This window comes from Bacteroides zoogleoformans, assembly GCF_002998435.1.
In the GTDB taxonomy this organism is placed as follows: domain Bacteria; phylum Bacteroidota; class Bacteroidia; order Bacteroidales; family Bacteroidaceae; genus Bacteroides; species Bacteroides zoogleoformans.
Window position 1 is genome coordinate 2,924,604 of sequence record NZ_CP027231.1, and the last position, 19,269, is coordinate 2,943,872.

Sequence of the window (19,269 nt, forward strand, 5' to 3'; positions counted from 1 at the left end):
ACGACTTAGATACCATAAGTATAGGATTGAGGTACTCTAAGTATATTACTTAGGTTGTCTTCATATAAGACCCTGTTTGGCTTTTCTTTTTTTATTGGCTTTTCAAGGTCTGTTTATGCTCTCTTTTTGGTGTGATTTTTCAATGTGGGATGAAGCTCGGATTTCTTGGGAAAATCTGCTTTTGTGACTTCCTCCTCTGCTGTTCATTCTTCTATTTAAGGGCTTTTTAATTCGCATTGAAGAAAATAAGCGGGCTTTAATTTTTATTTTATTCCTGATTTATACTATTTTTGTGACCCAACCTTAATAATAGATTATGATGAAGCGAATTACACGATTTTCTTTCCTTTTAGTATTGATGTGCTTGCTGGCCGCTTGCGGCGAACGTTCTTTCATCACCGATGCTGCTTATCGTCGGCGTGTGGAACAAGATTTCAGCCGGAAAAAGGCAATGTTGCCGCATGGTGATTTGTTTACTGTGTTCAACATGGATTTAACGCTCTATGAGCGTGAAGCCTTGGAGTTTCTTTATGCTTATATGCCTTTGGCTGATATAGCCGACTATCCCGGTGAGTTCCATCTGATGAATATACGTGCCTCTCGGAAGGCAGCAGAGGAAATGCCTTGGGGAAAGACCATCCCTGAAGAAATTTTCCGCCATTTTGTGCTTCCGGTGCGGGTGAACAATGAGCAATTGGACAGTGCACGGGTGGTGTTTTATGAAGAATTGAAAAATCGAGTGAAATCTCTTTCTCTTTATGACGCCATTCTGGAAGTGAATCACTGGTGCCACGAAAAAGCTGTCTATACCCCTTCGGATGCCCGCACCAGTTCGCCTTTGGCCACGGTGCGAACTGCCTACGGGCGTTGCGGCGAAGAATCTACTTTGCTGGTGGCCGCCCTGCGCTCGGTGGGCATTCCCGCCCGTCAGGTCTATACTCCCCGTTGGGCGCATACGGACGACAACCATGCTTGGGTAGAAGCGTGGGCCGACGGACGATGGTACTTCCTCGGCGCTTGCGAACCGGAACCGGTGCTGAATCTTGGTTGGTTCAACGCTCCCGCCAGTCGTGGCATGTTGATGCACACCAAGGTGTTCGGACGCTACGAGGGAGCAGAAGAGGTGATGTCCGTCACACCAAACTATACCGAAATCAATGTAGTGGAGAATTATGCATCGACGGCTAAGGCTACCGTTATGGTGGAGGACGAACAGGGCAATCCGGTGGCCGACGCATGTGTGGAGTTCAAACTTTATAATTATGCAGAGTTTTACACCGTGGCCCGCAAGCAGACTGATGAGAAAGGAAAGGCCTTTCTGACGGCAGGTAAAGGCGATATGCTGGTGTGGGTGTCCAAAGATGGGAAGTTCGGTTATGCCAAACTCTCTTTCGGCAAGGATGATGAACTGCGGGTGAAGCTGGACAAGGCTGCCGGCGAAGCCCATACGGTGGATTTTGATATCGTTCCGCCTCCCGAAAGTGCCGACTTGCCTAAGGTGACTCCCGAACAACGGGCTGAGAACGACCGCCGCATGGCTCGTGAAGACTCCATCCGAAATGCGTATGTCTCTACGTTTATGACCGATGAAGCGGCACGTGAGTTTGCCAAACGCTATAAGTTGGATGCAGAACTTGCTTCCCGCTTGTTGGTTGCTTCCCGGGGCAATCATCGGGTCATATTCGATTTCATGGCCCGGCTGCGTTCCGAAAAGTCAAAGCATGGCGGTTTCGACCTCCTGCAGCAAATTTCGGCCAAAGACTTGCGAGATGTTCGTAAGGAGGTGCTCATAGACCACATGTTGTCCCCCATGTGCAAGGATAACAGCCTTTTCAGCAAGTACGTACGCAATCCGCGCGTGAGCAATGAGATACTTACGCCATATAAAATTTTCTTCAAGAATGCCGTGTCGAAAGCCGATGCCGAGGCTTATGAGGCTGATCCGATGAAACTGGTGGCATGGGTGGCCGAGCATATACGGATAGAGAAAGAGTGTAATCTGGGAGGAGCGCCCATCACTCCTGAAGGTGTGTGGAAGGCACGAGTGGCCGATGCTCACAGCCGCGATATATTCTTCGTTTCGATGGCACGCAGCATGGCGATACCGGCCCGCATCGATGAAGTGACCGGAAAAGTGCAGCTGATGACGGCAAACGGGGCTGTGGATGTGAACTTCGACCAAGTGCAACCTGAAAGCCATATGCAGCAAAAAGGCCGCCTTGTGGCCGGCTATCGTTCTATCGCCTCATTGGACAATCCGAAATATTACTCCCATTTCACACTCTCCAAGCTGACTTCGCAAGGGCGTCTGCAATTACTCTCTTATGAAGAGGGTGATGCGGATATGGGAGGCGGCACTACATGGGCCGGCCTTTTGAAAGACGGTACGGCATTGGATGCCGGAAACTATGTGTTGGTGACTGGCACGCGCCTTGCCAGCGGGGCTGTACTTTCCCGGACTGTTTTCTTCAGTATCGTTCCGGGACAGACAACAAAGATTGAATTAGTGATGCGCGAGCGTAAGGATGAGGTGCAGGTCATCGGGAACTTCAATTCCGAATCGCTCTTTACTCCTCGCTCCGGCGATGGCGGAACAGATAAAAAAAGCCTGTTGCAGGTTTGCGGAAGAGGCTATTTCGTCGTAGGTGTCTTGGGCGTCAATCAAGAACCCACCAACCATGCGTTACGCGACATTGCCGCGTTCAAGAATGAGTTGGAGAAATGGGGGCGTCCGATGGTGCTTCTCTTCCCCGATGAGGTCAAGGCAGGCAAGTTTGCTCCCGCTTCTTTCCCCGGTCTGCCCGCCACCATCCGCTATGGTATCGACACCGATGGCATCGCCGCACAGATTGCGAATAACATGAAGCTGAAACACAAGGAGACGTTGCCGATATTCATCATTGCCGATACGTTCAATCGTGTGGTCTTTGTTTCGCAAGGATATACCATAGGATTAGGGGAACAACTGATGAAGACTGTTGAAAATCTATGAAAAGTCTTAGGTAAATTCCCTCAAAAAGAAGAATGGGGAATGCGCTTCTAATAGCGAAACCGTGTGAAAAATAAGTGATTCTATAACGTAGTGTAGATTGTTGAAATATGAACCAATAAAAAAAGGAGACATTAAGTCTCCTTTTTTTATTGGAGCCTCTTGTCGGATTCGAACCAACGACCCCGAGATTACAAATCACGTGCTCTGGCCAACTGAGCTAAAGAGGCGGGGTGGGTAAGCTTACTATATCGCGCCGCTACAACCAACTACCTTTGCTGCGATCAAGCCCTGGAGGATTCGAAGGGAGCTGGCCGTATAGGACTTACCCGTTTTTGCGGTTGCAAAGGTACGCTTTTTTTTGAGATCTCCAATAGGTCTGCGTTGTTTTTTGCTTTTATTTTTCCGGAAAGCGCTTTCCCTACAGCTTACATCGCATCGGGTGTGTATTTGCTCCTTATCTGCCTCTTGTCATCTTCGTGTATCCTCCGTATCTATGTATGCGGAGGTTATACGGAGATGATACGGAGATGATACGGAGTTGATACGGAGGATATACGGAGGATATACGGAGGTGATACGGAGGATATGCGGATCTTTTTTGTTAAATCATTCTTTTTCTCTCTAATATTTTGTAGTCGAAGAGATTATTTGTATCTTTGCAAACGGAAACGGATGAAAGGTGGGGAGGGGCAATCAAGCTCCTCTTTTTCGTTCTTATAGGTTAATTTATGATAGAAAAGAAAACGATTTGTCAGATTGTAAACGAGTGGTTGGAAGGAAAAGAGTATTTTCTGGTGGAAGCAACCATCGGCCCGGATGGCAAAATTTTGGTGGAAATAGACCACAAGGAGGGCGTGTGGATTGAGGACTGTGTGGAGTTGAGTCGCTACATTGAATCCCGATTGAACCGTGAGGAAGAAGACTATGAGCTGGAAGTAGGGTCGGCAGGCATCGGGCAGCCCTTCAAGGTGCTGCAGCAATACATCAACCACGTGGGCAGCGAGGTGGAGGTGCTGACAAAAGACGGACGGAAACTCAGCGGAGTGCTGAAAGAGGCGGACCAACGGCACTTTGTCGTCACCATCCGCAAGAAGGTGAAAGAAGAAGGAGCCAAACGCCCTAAGATGGTGGACGAGGATCTGAACTTTACGTACGAGGAAATAAAATATACTAAATACTTAATCAGTTTTAAATAAGACTATGGCCAAAAAAGGAGAAACTGTCAGTTTGATAGATACATTTTCGGAATTTAAGGAATTGAAGAACATTGACCGCACCACGATGGTGAGTGTGCTTGAAGAGTCGTTCCGCAGTGTGATTGCGAAGATGTTTGGCACCGATGAAAATTATGACGTGATCGTGAATCCGGATAAGGGGGATTTCGAGATATGGCGTAATCGTGAAGTTGTTGCAGACGGTGATGTAGAAGATCCGAACTTGCAAATATCTTTGAGCGAGGCACAGAAAATAGATGCTTCCTATGAGGTGGGCGAAGAAGTGACGGATGAGGTGATTTTTGCCAATTTTGGTCGTCGGGCCATCTTGAACTTGCGTCAGACGTTGGCATCCAAGATTTTGGAATTGGAGAAAGACAGCCTCTATAATAAGTATATTGATAAGGTGGGCACCATTGTCAATGCGGAGGTCTACCAGATTTGGAAGAAAGAAATGCTGCTGCTGGATGACGAAGGCAATGAGTTGTTGCTGCCTAAAACCGAACAGATTCCCAGCGACTTCTACCGCAAAGGCGAGACAGCCCGTGCCGTGGTGGCACGCGTGGACAATAAGAACAACAATCCGAAGATTATTCTAAGTCGTACGTCACCCGTATTTCTGGAACGTCTGTTCGAGATGGAAGTACCCGAAATCAATGACGGACTGATTACCATCAAGAAGATTGCCCGCATTCCCGGCGAACGTGCCAAGATTGCCGTTGAAAGCTACGACGACCGCATCGACCCGGTAGGCGCTTGCGTGGGTGTGAAGGGCAGCCGCATTCATGGCATTGTCCGCGAACTTCGCAACGAGAATATAGACGTAATCAACTATACGTCGAATATCCAGTTGTTCATACAGCGTGCCCTGAGTCCAGCCAAGATATCTTCCATTCGCTTGAACGAAGAAGAACATAAAGCGGAAGTGTTTCTGAAGCCGGAAGAGGTGTCGCTGGCTATCGGTAAGGGCGGTTTGAATATCAAACTGGCCAGCATGTTGACCGAGTACACCATCGATGTGTTCCGCGAGTTGGACGAAACGATAGAGGATGAGGACATTTATCTGGATGAGTTCCGTGATGAGATAGACGGCTGGGTGATTGACGCCATCAAGGCTATCGGCATTGACACGGCAAAGGCTGTCTTGAACGCCCCCCGCGAGATGTTGATTGAAAAGACTGATCTTGAAGAGGAAACGGTGGACGAGGTATTGCGCATTTTGAAACAGGAGTTCGAGGAAGGTTGAGTATAACGATTAGTGATGAGCGAAAACTTCTTCTTTCTCCATTATTCATGAAAAATTAAGTATGACGATAAGGTTAAACAAAGTAACAAGAGATTTGAATGTAGGAATTACGACAGCCGTCGAGTTTCTGCAGAAGAAGGGATTTACCGTTGAGGCAAATCCCAATACGAAAATTACCGATGAGCAGTTTGAACTGCTCAAGAAGGAGTTCAGTACGGATAAGGACCTTAAAATAAAATCGGAACGTTTCAGTCAGGAGCGTCAAAGCAAGGATCGCAACAAGGGATCCGTATCTATTGATGGCTATGAGGAAAATACGCAGGAGAAAGCCAAACCGGAGGAGATAAAAACCGTTGTTCCCGAAGATGCGCGCCCGAAGTTTAAGCCTGTCGGCAAGATAGATCTGGACAAACCGGGCCAGTGGCTTGCTACTGCTTCGGAAAAGGAGGAAGCCGAAAAGGTGATAGAGGAGAAGAAGGCGGAAGAGCCTGTATCGGTAGTTGTGGAAGCTCCCCAGACTGTTTCGGAAGAACATAAGGAAACGAAGCCTGAGCCGGAACTTGTATCTCAGCCCGAAGCAAATACTGAACCCGAAGTACAAACGGCAACGGTTGTAGAGAAAGAGCCGCTGATTGCTACACGGGTGGAAACCGAATCTGAAGAGGAAGAAAGAGTAGAAACTCTTTCGGTGGTGGGCACTGAACAGCCGGAAGAAAAAGAAGAACCGGAAGAAGAGGAAATCTTTAAGATACACCAGCCCGAATTTGTTTCGAAGATAAATGTAATCGGACAAATAGACTTGGCCGCTCTGAACCAGTCTACACGCCCCAAGAAGAAGTCGAAAGAAGAGAAGCGCAAAGAACGGGAGGAAAAGGAAAAGATTCGCCAGGACCAGAAGAAACTGATGAAAGAAGCCATCATCAAGGAAATTCGCCGCGAGGACAGCAAACTCAATGATTCGGGCACCGACTCGAACGGGAAGAAAAAGCGTGTCCGCATCAATAAAGAGAAGGTGGACATCAGCAATGCCTCCAATTTTCAGCGTGGCGGTAACGACCGCTCCAAGAATGCCGGTGGCGCTTCCGGTGGAGGCCAACAGGCCGGAGGTGGCCGCGGGCGGAATAAAGACCGCTTCAAGAAGCCCCTTGCAAAACAAGAAGTGAGCGAGGAAGACGTAGCCAAGCAAGTAAAGGAAACCTTGGCTCGCCTTACCTCCAAAGGCAAGAACAAGGGCGCCAAGTATCGCAAGGAAAAGCGCGACATGCTGTCCAACCGCATGCAAGAGCTCGAGGATATGGAGATGGCGGAAAGCAAGGTGCTGAAACTTACCGAATTCGTGACGGCCAACGAGCTGGCCAACATGATGGACATTTCCGTCACCCAAGTCATTGCCACTTGCATGAGCATCGGCATGATGGTGTCCATCAACCAGCGTCTGGATGCCGAGACCATCAATCTGGTGGCCGATGAATTCGGCTTTAAGACCGAATATGTCAGTGCCGAAGTTGCCCAGGCCATTGTGGAAGAAGAGGACGAGGAACAGGACTTGAAGCCTCGCGCTCCGATTGTCACCGTGATGGGACACGTAGACCACGGCAAGACTTCGCTGCTCGACTACATACGTAAGGCCAATGTCATTGCCGGTGAGGCGGGCGGCATTACCCAGCACATCGGCGCTTATCACGTTTCACTGGAAGACGGGCGTAAGATTACCTTCCTCGACACACCGGGACACGAAGCGTTTACCGCCATGCGTGCCCGCGGGGCCAAGGTGACGGATATCGCCATCATCATTGTGGCCGCGGATGACAACGTGATGCCTCAGACGAAGGAAGCCATCAACCACGCCACGGCCGCCGGTGTCCCCATCGTGTTTGCCATCAACAAGATTGATAAGCCCACGGCCAATCCCGACAAGATTAAGGAGGAGCTGGCGGGCATGAACTTCCTGGTGGAAGAGTGGGGCGGTAAATACCAGTCGCAGGACATCTCCGCCAAGAAAGGGCTGGGCGTGGCCGAGCTGATGGAAAAAGTATTGCTGGAGGCCGAACTGCTCGAACTCAAGGCCAACCCCGATCGCCGCGCCACCGGCTCCATCATCGAATCTTCGTTGGACAAGGGGCGCGGTTATGTGGCCACGGTATTGGTCTCTAACGGCACGCTGAAGATGGGCGATATTGTGTTGGCCGGCACCAGCTACGGCAAGGTGAAGGCCATGTTCAACGAGCGCAACCAGCGCATCAAGCAGGCAGGCCCCTCAGAACCGGCCTTGATATTGGGACTGAACGGGGCGCCCGCCGCCGGCGATACGTTCCACGTGATAGAAACCGAACAAGAAGCCCGCGAGATTGCCAACAAACGCGAACAGCTGCAACGCGAACAAGGCTTGCGCACGCAGAAGATGCTGACGCTCGACGAAGTGGGGCGCCGCCTGGCATTGGGCGACTTCCACGAACTGAACGTCATTGTCAAAGGCGATGTGGACGGTTCGGTAGAAGCGTTGAGCGACTCGTTGATAAAACTCTCCACCGAGCAGGTACAGGTCAACGTCATCCATAAGGGAGTGGGACAGATTTCCGAGTCGGACGTATCGTTGGCCGCCGCTTCGGATGCCATCATCGTAGGCTTCCAGGTGCGTCCCTCGGGTGCAGCCGCCAAACTGGCCGAACAGGAAGGGGTGGACATCCGCAAGTACTCCGTCATCTACGACGCCATCGAGGAAGTGAAGTCCGCCATGGAGGGCATGCTGGCGCCTACCTTGAAAGAGCAGGTCACGGCCACCATCGAAGTCCGCGAAGTGTTCAACATCACAAAGGTGGGCCTCGTGGCCGGCGCCATGGTGAAGAGCGGAAAGGTGAAACGCACGGACAAGGCCCGGCTGATTCGCGACGGCATCGTCATCTTCACCGGTTCCATCAACGCGTTGAAGCGTTTCAAGGACGACGTGAAGGAAGTGGGCACAAACTTTGAATGCGGCATCAGCCTGACCGGTTGCAACGACATCAAGGTGGACGACGTCATCGAGTCTTACGAAGAAGTGGAAGTGAAACAGACGCTATAATTACTGAAGAGAACGATGTGCCAACTGCTCTGCGGAATGTTTGCGCGGCCGGTTGGCACATTTTTTTGTATGTCGCCAAGTCTCTCTGTAAAGACCGTGTACAAGCCTCTACAGAGGCACCGCCCGCCTCTCTATAGAGACGTCGTCAATCTCTCTATAGAGACGTTACCCATCTCTCTATAGAGACGTTACCCATCTCTCTATAGAGACGTTAAGCATCTCTCTATAGAGACGTCATCAGTCTCTCTATAGAGACATTTCCGGCCCCTCCATAGAGGCGCCACAGGCCCCTCTGCGGTGCCGGCATACATCGCTCGTTCATACCTTTATTATAATATAGTATAGGGTTGAATAAACGGTATAGGATTGAATAAACAGTATATAAAGATGGCAATGATAGACATTCTGATAATCGCGGCCTTCGGAGCCGGTGCCGTCATCGGCTTCATGAAAGGATTTATCAAGCAGTTGGCCTCTATCTTGGGGTTGATTGTGGGCTTGTTGGCCGCAAAGGCTTTGTACGCCACGCTGGCCGAGAAACTCTGCCCCGCGGTGACAGACTCCATGACATGGGCGCAGATACTGGCTTTCGTCCTCATCTGGATAGCGGTGCCGCTGGCTTTTACATTGGCGGCTTCCGTACTGACCAAGGCGCTGGAAGCCATGTCGCTGGGTTGGCTGAACCGCTTGCTGGGAGGCGGATTGGGAGCACTCAAATACCTGCTGCTCGTCAGCCTGCTGATAGGAATGATAGAGTTTGTCGATGAAGAAGACCGGTTGATAAGTAAAACAAAAAAGCGGGAATCGGTGTTATATTATCCGATGAAGTCATTCGCCGGCATCTTCTTTCCCGCGGCGAAGCGTACGGCCGAACAATATATATTGAACAATCATGCAACAGAAGAAATCCTACCCTAAGCATAACAACCTGCCGCCCGCGCACGACGCCGGGATGGACGGCGAGACGAAGCCTTCCTCCAACGAGTACGTCCGGAAGATTGCGGAAGAAAAATACAAGTACGGCTTCACCACCGACGTGCACACGGACATTATCGAGTGCGGACTGAACGAAGAGGTGGTGCGGCTCATCTCCCGAAAGAAGCGTGAACCGGAGTGGCTGCTGAAGTTCCGCCTGGAAGCCTATCGGCACTGGCTGACGTTGGAAATGCCCGCGTGGGCCCATCTGCGCATTCCCCAGATAGACTACCAGTCCATCTCTTACTATGCCGACCCCACGAAGAAGAAGGAAGGGCCGAAAAGCATGGACGAGGTGGACCCGGAGTTGGTGAAAACCTTCAATAAACTGGGCATTCCTCTGGAAGAGCAGATGGCGTTGAGCGGCATGGCGGTGGACGCCGTGATGGACTCGGTGTCCGTAAAGACCACCTTCAAGGAGACTTTGATGGAGAAAGGCATCATCTTCTGCTCTTTCAGCGAGGCCGTGCGCGAGCATCCCGACTTGGTGCAGAAGTATCTGGGCTCTGTAGTGCCCTATCGCGACAACTTCTTTGCCGCACTCAACTCTGCCGTGTTCTCCGACGGCTCTTTCGTCTACATCCCCAAGGGAGTGCGCTGCCCGATGGAACTGTCTACCTACTTCCGCATCAACGCCCGCAATACGGGCCAGTTTGAAAGGACGCTGATTGTGGCCGACGACGACTCGTATGTGTCGTACCTCGAAGGCTGCACGGCCCCGATGCGCGACGAAAACCAGCTGCATGCCGCCATTGTGGAGATTGTGGTGCACCACCGTGCGGAGGTGAAGTACAGCACGGTGCAAAACTGGTATCCGGGTGACGCCGAGGGCAAAGGCGGCGTTTACAACTTCGTGACCAAGCGCGGCCATTGCAAGGGAGTGGACAGCAAACTGTCGTGGACACAGGTGGAAACGGGCTCTGCCATTACTTGGAAATACCCCTCGTGCATCCTCTCGGGCGATAACTCCACCGCGGAGTTCTACAGCGTGGCGGTGACCAACAACTATCAGCAGGCCGACACGGGAACCAAGATGATTCATCTGGGCAAGAACACCCGCAGCACCATCGTCAGCAAAGGCATCTCTGCCGGGAAGAGCGAGAACTCTTACCGCGGACTGGTGCGTGTGGCCGCCAAGGCGGACAATGCCCGCAACTATAGCCAGTGCGACTCTTTGCTGCTGGGCGACAAATGCGGAGCGCATACTTTCCCCTACATGGACATCCACAACGAAACGGCCATTGTGGAGCATGAAGCCACGACCAGCAAAATCAGCGAAGACCAGATATTCTACTGCAATCAGCGAGGCATTTCTACCGAAGATGCCGTGGGGCTGATTGTAAACGGCTATGCCAAGGAGGTGCTGAACAAACTTCCGATGGAGTTCGCCGTAGAGGCGCAGAAGCTGCTGACCATTTCGTTGGAGGGAAGCGTGGGATGATTTATGGAATGTCAGACGAAAGACAGTAAACGAATAAACAGTCAATAAACAGTGAATATAGAAATGTTAGAGATAAAAGACCTGTATGCCGGCATCCATGGCAAAGAGATATTGAAAGGCATCGACCTGACCATACGCAAAGGTGAAGTACATGCGCTCATGGGGCAGAACGGCGCCGGTAAAAGTACATTGAGCAACGTGCTGGTAGGACATCCGGCCTATGAGGTGACGCGTGGCTCGATTACCTTCAACGGGAAGGACCTGCTAGCCATGAATGCCGAAGACCGTGCGCATGAGGGCATTTTCCTTTCCTTCCAGTCACCGGTAGAGATACCGGGCGTTTCGATGGTGAACTTCATGCGTGCTGCCGTGAACGAGCAGCGCAAGTATCGTCATCTGCCGGCGTTGTCGGCCGGTGAGTTTCTGAAGTTGATGCGCGAGAAGCGTGCCATCGTGGAGTTGGATAATAAGCTTGCCAACCGCAGCGTGAACGAAGGCTTTAGCGGAGGCGAGAAGAAGCGTAACGAGATCTTCCAGATGGCCATGCTGGAACCCACTTTCGCCATTCTGGACGAGACGGACTCCGGTCTGGACGTGGATGCCCTGCGCATCGTGGCGGACGGCTTTAACAAGCTGAAGACGGCGGAGACCGGTGCGATTGTCATTACTCACTATCAACGCTTATTGGACTATATCAAACCCGATAAGGTACACGTTTTGCTTGGCGGCCGCATCGTCAAGAGCGGTGGCCCCGACTTGGCCAAGGAGATTGAACAGCGGGGCTTCGACTGGATAAAAAAGGAAGCGGGAGATTTTTAGAGAATTAGGCGCGGATGACGCGGAATGACGCGGATTATGTTATATGAAGATTTGACACATGATATATTGCAGGCATTTTACGAGGTGCATAAGGTCTTGGGATTTGGCTTTTTAGAACAGGTCTATCAGAATGCGCTTTATAAAGAACTCTCTCGTAGGGGGATGTGTGTGGAATGCCAAAAAGAAATCAAAGTATATTATAAAGGTGAATGTGTAGGAAGATATATAGCCGATATGGTTGTGAATAACACTGTAATACTTGAGTTGAAAGCTGTTCAGACGTTGCGACCGGAACATGAATGGCAACTGATAAACTATCTGAAAGCCACCACACTTGAAGTTGGTTTATTGTTGAATTTCGGGCATAGTGCAGAGTTCAAACGCAAAGTTTTCACAAACAAATAAATAAATCTGCGAAATCCGCGTAATCCGCGCCTAAATAAAGATAAGTTATGAAACCAGAACAGCAATATATAGACCTTTTCTCCCAAACGGAGGCAATGATATGCCACCACAGTGCCGAGGTGATGAATGCGCCCCGTGCGGCGGCTTTTGCCCATTTCGAGCGGCTGGGCTTTCCCACCCGTGAACAGGAGGAATACAAATATACGGATGTCAGCAAGTTCTTTGAACCGGACTACGGACTGAACCTGAACCGGCTGGACATCCCCGTGAACCCTTACGAAGTGTTCAAATGCGACGTGCCCAACATGAGCACGGCCCTGTACTTCGTGGTGAACGATTCTTTCTACGGCAAGAGCTTGCCCAAGTCCCTACTGCCCGAAGGCGTTCTCTTCGGCAGCCTGAAAGAAATGGCTGAAAAGCATCCCGAACTGGTCAGGGCGCATTACGGTAAGCTGGCCGATACGTCTGCCGACGGTGTGACGGCCTTCAACACGGCTTTTGCGCAAGACGGGGTACTGCTCTATGTGCCTAAAGGCGTGGTGGTGGAGAAGCCCATCCAGCTGGTCAACATTCTCCGTGGAGAGGTCAGCAGCCTGCTGAACCGGCGCATGCTGATTATCTTGGAAGAGGGTGCGCAAGCCCGGCTACTGGTGTGCGACCATGCCATGGACAATGTGAACTTCCTGGCCACGCAAGTGGTGGAAACCTTTGTCGGCGAGAATGCCTCTTTCGACTTTTACGAGCTGGAAGAAACACATACCGGCACAGTCCGCATCAGCAATATGTATGTGGAACAGAAAGCCCACAGCAACGTCTTACTCAACGGAATGACCCTGCACAACGGAACTACCCGCAACACCACGCAGGTGACGCTGGCAGGCGAAGGTGCCGACCTGAACCTTTGCGGGATGGTCATCGCCGACAAGAACCAACATGTGGACAACCGTACCCGCATAGACCATGCCGTACCTCGCTGTACGAGCAACGAACTCTATAAGTATGTGCTCGACGAACAGGCTGTGGGAGTGTTTGCAGGCTTGGTGCTGGTGCGTCCGGATGCGCAGCACACCAACTCGAAGCAGACCAACCGGAACCTTTGCGCCACTCGTGAGGCGCACATGTACACCCAACCGCAGCTGGAAATCTATGCGGACGACGTGACGTGCAGCCATGGCGCCACGGTGGGACAGCTCGATGACGCCGCCTTGTTCTACATGCGCCAGCGAGGCATTCCCCTGCGCGAGGCCCGCCTGCTGCTGATGTTCGCTTTCGTCAACGAGGTCATCGATACCATCCGTCTGGATGCTTTGAAAGACCGCCTGCATCTGCTGGTGGAGAAGCGTTTCCGTGGCGAACTGAACAAGTGCCGGGGATGCGCGATTTGTAACTAAGAAATTCGGAAGGCGCGGATGAGGCGGATTTCACGGAGTTTATTCATCACAACCGTGTGCAGCCCGTTCCTCCGTGCCTTGATTCAATCAGAAAGTCTATGTATGATGTTCAGAAGATAAGGGCCGACTTCCCGATACTCTCTCGTGAAGTCTACGACCATCCGCTGGTCTACCTTGACAACGGAGCCACCACGCAGAAGCCCCGTATGGTGGTGGATGCCATTGCCGACGAGTATTACTCCGTCAACGCCAACGTGCACCGAGGCGTTCACTTCCTTTCGCAGCAGGCCACGGAGCTGCACGAGGCGTCGCGCCGGACGGTGCGTGCATTCATCAATGCCCGCAGCGCCAACGAGATTGTCTTTACGCGCGGCACCACGGAGAGCGTCAACCTGCTTGCCTCTTGTTTCGGCGAGGCGTTCATGCGCGAGGGCGATGAGGTGATTGTCTCCGTGATGGAGCACCACAGCAACATCGTCCCCTGGCAACTGCTGGCTGCCAGGCGGGGAATCGTCCTCAAGGTTGTTCCCATGAACGACAAAGGCGAACTGCTGCAGGACGAGTACAGGCGTTTGTTCTCCGAACGCACCAAGATAGTCAGCCTGGCACATGTATCGAATGTGTTGGGCACGGTCAATCCCGTCAAAGAGATGATTGCCTTTGCCCACCGGCAGGGCGTGCCTGTGCTGATAGACGGCGCACAGTCCGTCCCCCACATGCCCGTGGATGTGCAAGAGCTGGATGCCGACTTCTTTGTCTTCTCCGGACATAAGGTCTACGGCCCCACCGGCGTAGGCGTGCTTTACGGCAAAGAGGAGTGGCTGGACAGGCTGCCTCCCTATCAGGGCGGCGGCGAAATGATACAGAGCGTCTCGTTCGAGAAGACCACGTTCAACGAACTGCCTTTCAAGTTCGAGGCCGGTACGCCGGACTACATCGGAACCACGGGACTGGCCCGTGCGCTGGATTATGTCTCGCTCATCGGCATGGACCGGATTGCCGCCTACGAGCACCGGCTTACCTGCTACGGCCTGCAACGGCTGAAAGAAATTCCCGGCATGCGCCTCTTCGGAGAAGCGGAACAGAGGGGCAGTGTCATCTCGTTCTTGGTGGGCGACATCCATCCTTTCGACATGGGCACGCTGCTCGACCGCCTCGGCATTGCCGTGCGCACCGGCCACCACTGTGCCCAGCCACTGATGCAACGCCTCGGCATCGAAGGCACCGTGCGTGCCTCGTTCGGACTGTACAACACCCGCGAAGAAATCGATGCGCTGGTAGCCGGCATCGAGCGTGTCAGCCGGATGTTTTGAATCTTCTTGCCTCGAGCTGACGACTTCTCATCCTCCGATTTTTCAGACGCAGATGACGCGGATGACGCAGATTTTTTATTTTTATCTGCGTCATCCGCGTCATCCGCGTCTAAAGAATTAAAGGCACATGTCCCATTCTTTTTCCCCATTTGTCAGAGGCTTGTGTCTTTCGTGTAGAACACAAGCCTCTTACATGAAGAAGGCCAGTGTCTTTCGTGTAAAACACAAGTGTCTGACAAATGCCCTATAATCAGTTGATAATTAGGACTTCGGACTGTGAGTGAGAAGATGCTTTCCGGCGGTTGTCAATACGTCTTCCGGATGGCCTTTGCCAAAGCGTCCCAATGCTCGTCCGTCATGCTCTGCGGGGTGAACAGGCACACACCGGTGGCTCCGGCCCTCATCGAACCTGCCACAGCCTCTTCTATCTCCGAGGGCAGCAAACCCCAATGTTCCGGGTCGGCCAGATTGGCCTTGTTCCGCCAGTCGCGGCAGATGAAGAGTCCGCTGTAGACGGGTGTTTGCTTGGAGGCCACGCTTTTCACTTCTTCGGCCGTCACCTTGCCCACCCACGCTGCGGGTTCCAGATAGAAGTCATTGTAGTTCATCGGGAAGTAAGCGTCCACGTTCCATTTATCCCATTCCTGGCGCACCATCCACACGGCATAACTCTTCGGGCCGGGGAAGACGTCCGCGCTCACCTTCTTGCCTTTGGCGTGGATGGCGTCCACCAGCTCGTTCACCAGTCCGGTGATGGCGTCGCAGCGGAATTGCGCCCACTCCTGGCACGTCGAAGGGTCTTCCACCTGCCGTATGTTGATGCCGCTTGCCCGTTTGAAGGCGGCCACGCAACTGTCGCAGTAGCAGTAGTCGGCGTTCGGATATTCTTCGTCCATCGTCAGGCCGTACTTTTTCCACAGTCCGCGCGCCAGGATGACGTCCGCGTAGCGGATATAGTCCAGTTGGATGTAGTCCACTTCGTCGATGGAAGCGATGCGTTCGAACTGCTCCTTGAGGAAACGTCGCGCTTGCGGCTTCAGCGGGTCCAGCGTCTTGTAGTAAGGCACATACGCCGGCTTGTCGTAGGCCGACTCACCCAAGCGGTTCACTGTATAGAAAGTTGAATCGAGGGCCGGTTGCAGCATGGTGGGAATCCATGCGTGATACTCCAGCCCCAACTCCTTGGCTATGCGAGCGGCGGTGGCCACCTTGGCCGAGTCGAAGTGAGCGTTGAAGCATACGCCCGTCGTGCCGTGCGCTTTCCAACGCTCGAAGTCGCTTCGCAGACTGGTTTCCGTAGTGTGCTCGTCCCACGACTGCCATACGTACAGAGGGACTTTCACCGAGTCTTTCTCCCCGCATCCCGCAAGAAGAAAGAGCGTGAATAGGATAAATAGGTTTTTCATGATAGTTGTTTTTATAGTTAGTTTAATTAATCTTGATAAAGGTCTTGTCCATCAGTTTGTCTATAGGCATTAAAACCTCTTTATGTGTAGAGGTGCACTTTGTTATGATGAAAGTTTTACTTATTTAGGCGCATAAAGCTAATCTTTTTTGTGACAACAGCAAAATCCAGACAGGAAAAATTGTGTTTCAATGTCATAACCGATGATGGATGGCGTTTGTTGTATCTCAAAATGCTTACAGTTTAAAATCTAAAAGCAAAAAGTGAGGTCTTCTATGTGAAGTTTATAGCTTTCGAAAGCCTATTTTAGGCTCATTTATGCCATTCAACTTTTAGATTGATAGTGCTCTGACTTTTTCAAGTGAATTCATAATATTATTGTGCTAATTATAGATTTGCGAAGCTATATGAAATATTTCATTCCAAACTTGCACAATTTGCCTAAATCTGCTACATTTGTCATCAATAAAAATAAATATAGATATTCAAAGCATTATAAAATAAATGGCATGAAGAAGATTCTTGTTAGCGGGGGTGCCGGATTTATAGGCTCTCACCTTTGTACGCGTCTGATAAATGACGGGCATCAGGTGCAATGTCTGGATAATCTTTTCACCGGTTCAAAAAAGAATATTGCCCACTTAATGGGAAATCCTCGCTTTGAATTTGTGTTGCATGATGTGGAAAATCCATATGAAACAGAGGTGGACGAAATCTATAATCTGGCTTGTCCTGCTTCTCCTATCCATTATCAATATGATGCGATCAAGACGATTAAGACCTCGGTGATGGGAGCCATAAACATGTTGGGGTTGGCCAAAAGAACCAAAGCAAAGATTTTGCAGGCATCTACCAGCGAAGTATATGGTGACCCGGTAATCCATCCCCAAGTGGAAAGCTATTGGGGGAATGTAAATCCCATAGGTATCCGTTCTTGTTATGATGAAGGCAAGCGATGTGCCGAAACCTTGTTTATGGATTATCATCGGCAAAATGGAATACGAATTAAGATTATACGCATCTTCAATACGTATGGGCCGAGGATGCTTTCGAATGATGGACGGGTAGTGTCTAATTTTGTGGTTCAAGCCTTGCAAAATCATGATATTACTATATATGGATCAGGCAACCAGACCCGTAGCTTTCAGTATATAGACGATTTGATAGAGGGGATGGTGCGTATGATGAATACGGAGGATGATTTCATTGGTCCGGTGAACTTAGGAAATCCCAATGAATTCTCTATTCTGGAATTGGCGGAAAAAATCATTAAACTGTCCGGCTCTAAATCAAAGTTGATATTTGAACCTTTACCGCATGATGACCCTAAACAGCGTCAGCCGGATATCACCTTGGCTAAAGAAAAGTTAAACTGGAAGCCTACCATCGAATTGGATGAAGGATTGCAGTATATGGTAGAATATTTTAAAGAAATCATACCTGGTAAACAGTATTTGTATAACGGGCAAACTATGTAGAAAGATGAATATGGAAATTAATCCTTCTGAGTACAAGATTCTAATCGTTGACGATGTGATGTCAAACGTGTTATTGTTGAGGGTGCTCTTGACAAACGAGAAATTTACAATTGCTACGGCCAATAACGGACGACAAGCATTGGAACAGGTAAAAAAAGAAAACCCGGACTTGATATTACTGGACGTGATGATGCCGGACTTGAGCGGCTTTGAAGTAGCCCAGCAGTTGAAAGCAAATCCCGATACGGCTGAAATCCCAATAATCTTTCTGACCGCATTGAATGGTACGGCAGATATTGTGAAAGGATTTCAGGTGGGAGGAAGTGATTTTATTTCTAAACCTTTCAATAAGGAGGAACTGATTATTCGTGTCACACATCAAATATCATTGGTGGCAGCAAAACGACTTATCCTGAGCAAGACTGAAGAATTACAACGTACTATTGCCGGACGAGATAAGCTGTATTCGGTCATTGCTCATGATTTGAGGTCTCCGATGGGCTCCATCAAAATGGTGCTGAACATGTTGATACTGAATTTGCCGGCAGAGAAGATTGGCGACGAAATGTACGAATTATTGATTATGGCCAATCAAACCACAGAAGATGTATTCTCACTGTTGGATAATCTGTTGAAGTGGACTAAGAGTCAGATAGGCAAGTTAAATGTGGTTTATCAAGATGTGAATCTTGTGGAAGTGACAGATAGCGTGATTGACATCTTCAATATGGTGGCTAAACTGAAGAAGATAACAATCAAAGAAACAAAACCGGACAAGATAATGGTGAATGCCGACATTGATATGCTGAAGACAGTGGTTCGCAATTTATTAAGTAATGCCATCAAATTTAGCAAAGAGAATTCAGAAGTCTTGGTGAAAGTCAAGGAGGAGGGGGATATGGCAGTTATCTCTGTTCAAGACTATGGCTGTGGAATCAGTGAAGAAGGACAGAAGAAATTGTTGCATACCGATACTCATTTCAGTACATTTGGCACGAACAATGAAGAGGGGTCCGGCTTAGGACTTTTGCTATGCAAGGATTTTGTTATGAAGAATGGTGGAAAACTCTGGTTCACTTCTAAAGAAAAAGAAGGCTCAACATTTTGCTTCTCCATTCCGCTGAAGAAAGGCTGACAGGGGAAAATAAGGGCTCGGTTCGAAAACCCTGTTGCTCTGACTGGCTTGATTGTATAATTGGTTACTCTTGCCCCATGAAACACAGTGGGAAGTCTTAAAAACAGCGTTTCCGGAAGGAACATTACTAATTTGAGCTTTGTAGATTACTATAAAACTGATGCAACTTTAGAGTATTGGCTTGATGAATCTGATTATCTGTCTCGTGAGGATTATAAGAGATGCTGTGTCCGGTCCTTATGGTTTTACCGAATCTAAAACGATTTAGGATTTCTCTCATCCGTGCCCGTCGTGTTTATTTTCATGTGAGATGACGTAAATGGATAGATCGTTCTACCAGCGAAATAGTATAGAATTTTTCTTTTTTAATCAACATCCAAAAGTTTCAAAAAGA

At 50.1% G+C, this 19,269-nt stretch carries 13 protein-coding genes and 1 tRNA gene; 12 read left to right on the forward strand and 2 right to left on the reverse strand.

Translation table 11 applies throughout. The features are described from left to right. Positions 1 to 319: 319 nt before the first annotated feature. A complete protein-coding gene (locus C4H11_RS12195) occupies positions 320 to 2,992 on the forward strand; it encodes a transglutaminase-like domain-containing protein (RefSeq protein WP_106043404.1) in 2,673 nt (890 codons plus the stop codon). 150 nt (positions 2,993 to 3,142) lie between these two features. Here the strand turns inward: C4H11_RS12195 and C4H11_RS12200 are convergent. Beyond that, a tRNA-Thr gene (locus tag C4H11_RS12200) sits at positions 3,143 to 3,219 on the reverse strand. A gap of 501 nt (positions 3,220 to 3,720) precedes the next feature. Between C4H11_RS12200 and rimP the strand changes: the two genes are divergently transcribed. The 9 genes from rimP (at position 3,721) to C4H11_RS12245 (ending at position 14,857) form a co-directional block, all read left to right on the forward strand. Beyond that, positions 3,721 to 4,188 carry a ribosome assembly cofactor RimP gene (rimP, locus tag C4H11_RS12205; protein WP_106042395.1) on the forward strand — a complete coding sequence of 156 codons (468 nt, stop codon included), beginning with the start codon at positions 3,721 to 3,723 and terminating at the stop codon, positions 4,186 to 4,188. A 4-nt stretch (positions 4,189 to 4,192) separates the two neighbouring features. Next, positions 4,193 to 5,452 (forward strand): transcription termination factor NusA, encoded by a 1,260-nt coding sequence (gene nusA, locus C4H11_RS12210; protein WP_106042397.1) that lies wholly within the window; start codon positions 4,193 to 4,195, stop codon positions 5,450 to 5,452. A 61-nt stretch (positions 5,453 to 5,513) separates the two neighbouring features. Continuing rightward, a complete protein-coding gene (gene infB / locus C4H11_RS12215; RefSeq protein ID WP_106042399.1) occupies positions 5,514 to 8,513 on the forward strand; it encodes a translation initiation factor IF-2 in 3,000 nt (999 codons plus the stop codon). A gap of 387 nt (positions 8,514 to 8,900) precedes the next feature. Beyond that, complete coding sequence (locus tag C4H11_RS12220) at positions 8,901 to 9,431, forward strand: CvpA family protein (RefSeq protein ID WP_106042401.1); 531 nt, start codon at positions 8,901 to 8,903, stop codon at positions 9,429 to 9,431. Between the two features lie 34 nt (positions 9,432 to 9,465). Continuing rightward, positions 9,466 to 10,929: a Fe-S cluster assembly protein SufB gene (gene sufB, locus C4H11_RS12225; RefSeq protein WP_106043406.1), complete on the forward strand. Its 1,464-nt coding sequence runs from the start codon at positions 9,466 to 9,468 to the stop codon at positions 10,927 to 10,929. 63 nt (positions 10,930 to 10,992) lie between these two features. Next, positions 10,993 to 11,748 carry a Fe-S cluster assembly ATPase SufC gene (gene sufC / locus C4H11_RS12230; protein ID WP_106042403.1) on the forward strand — a complete coding sequence of 252 codons (756 nt, stop codon included), beginning with the start codon at positions 10,993 to 10,995 and terminating at the stop codon, positions 11,746 to 11,748. A gap of 36 nt (positions 11,749 to 11,784) precedes the next feature. Further along, positions 11,785 to 12,153 carry a GxxExxY protein gene (locus tag C4H11_RS12235; RefSeq protein ID WP_106042406.1) on the forward strand — a complete coding sequence of 123 codons (369 nt, stop codon included), beginning with the start codon at positions 11,785 to 11,787 and terminating at the stop codon, positions 12,151 to 12,153. Positions 12,154 to 12,200: 47 nt separating this feature from the next. After that, positions 12,201 to 13,544, forward strand: a complete 1,344-nt coding sequence (gene sufD, locus C4H11_RS12240; RefSeq protein WP_106042408.1) for a Fe-S cluster assembly protein SufD — start codon at positions 12,201 to 12,203, stop codon at positions 13,542 to 13,544. Between the two features lie 98 nt (positions 13,545 to 13,642). Next, entirely contained in the window at positions 13,643 to 14,857 is a 1,215-nt protein-coding gene (locus C4H11_RS12245) for a cysteine desulfurase (RefSeq protein WP_106042411.1), read from the forward strand. A 305-nt stretch (positions 14,858 to 15,162) separates the two neighbouring features. Here C4H11_RS12245 and C4H11_RS12250 read toward each other — a convergent pair whose 3' ends face one another. Next, the gene (locus C4H11_RS12250; RefSeq protein ID WP_106042413.1) at positions 15,163 to 16,263 is read right to left on the reverse strand and encodes a glycoside hydrolase family 10 protein; all 1,101 of its coding nucleotides are present in this window, start codon (positions 16,261 to 16,263) and stop codon (positions 15,163 to 15,165) included. 508 nt (positions 16,264 to 16,771) lie between these two features. On the opposite strand from C4H11_RS12250, the gene C4H11_RS12255 reads away from it, so the two are divergent. Together C4H11_RS12255 and C4H11_RS12260 are read left to right on the forward strand one after the other, a co-directional pair. Beyond that, positions 16,772 to 17,740 carry a UDP-glucuronic acid decarboxylase family protein gene (locus tag C4H11_RS12255; RefSeq protein WP_106042416.1) on the forward strand — a complete coding sequence of 323 codons (969 nt, stop codon included), beginning with the start codon at positions 16,772 to 16,774 and terminating at the stop codon, positions 17,738 to 17,740. Positions 17,741 to 17,744: 4 nt separating this feature from the next. Continuing rightward, positions 17,745 to 18,875 carry a hybrid sensor histidine kinase/response regulator gene (locus C4H11_RS12260; RefSeq protein WP_106042420.1) on the forward strand — a complete coding sequence of 377 codons (1,131 nt, stop codon included), beginning with the start codon at positions 17,745 to 17,747 and terminating at the stop codon, positions 18,873 to 18,875. The last annotated feature ends 394 nt before the right edge of the window (positions 18,876 to 19,269 follow it).